The sequence below is a fragment of the Corallococcus praedator genome, assembly GCF_003612125.1.
In the GTDB taxonomy this organism is placed as follows: domain Bacteria; phylum Myxococcota; class Myxococcia; order Myxococcales; family Myxococcaceae; genus Corallococcus; species Corallococcus praedator.
In genome coordinates, this window is sequence record NZ_RAWI01001084.1 from 1 (window position 1) to 437 (window position 437).

The following is a 437-nucleotide window of genomic DNA, read 5'->3' on the forward strand; positions in this document are numbered from 1 at the left end:
GGTGATGCGGTTGCCGAGCTGGCGGGTGACGTAATCGACGTAATTCAGAAACGCGCCCATCACCACCGGCTCTCGAGGCTTCTTGTTGTCGTGAAAGTACGTGCTGTAGCCCAGTATCGCCAGGCGGCTCATGTCCAGTTCCCGGGCGATGGTCAGGTAGTTGCGCCAGTTGGCGGTGATGCGCAATTCGTGGGGATAAGGCGCTGCGGTTGACCAGAATGCATCGTCCTTGACCGAGTTGAAACCGGCTTCTGCGGTCAGCTCCAGGGGTTGTTTAAGCTTGCGGTCGAAGTTCATCAGGTGCGTCGCGATGCCGACGACGAAGGGCGGTTCGGCCCGAGCCATCGGCACGACGCTCAGCCAGCCCAGCAGCAGGAGCGTCGCGGTGCAGCGTAAAGAGCGGGTCATGGCACAGCCTCCTCAGCGCAGGTCGGGAA

1 protein-coding gene is annotated in these 437 nt (G+C 61.6%); it reads right to left on the reverse strand.

Going from position 1 to position 437, the window contains the following annotated elements:
- On the reverse strand, positions 1-408 hold a 408-nt coding region (locus tag D7Y13_RS43120), incomplete at its 3' end, for a hypothetical protein (protein WP_208734653.1).
- Positions 409-437: the final 29 nt, after the last annotated feature.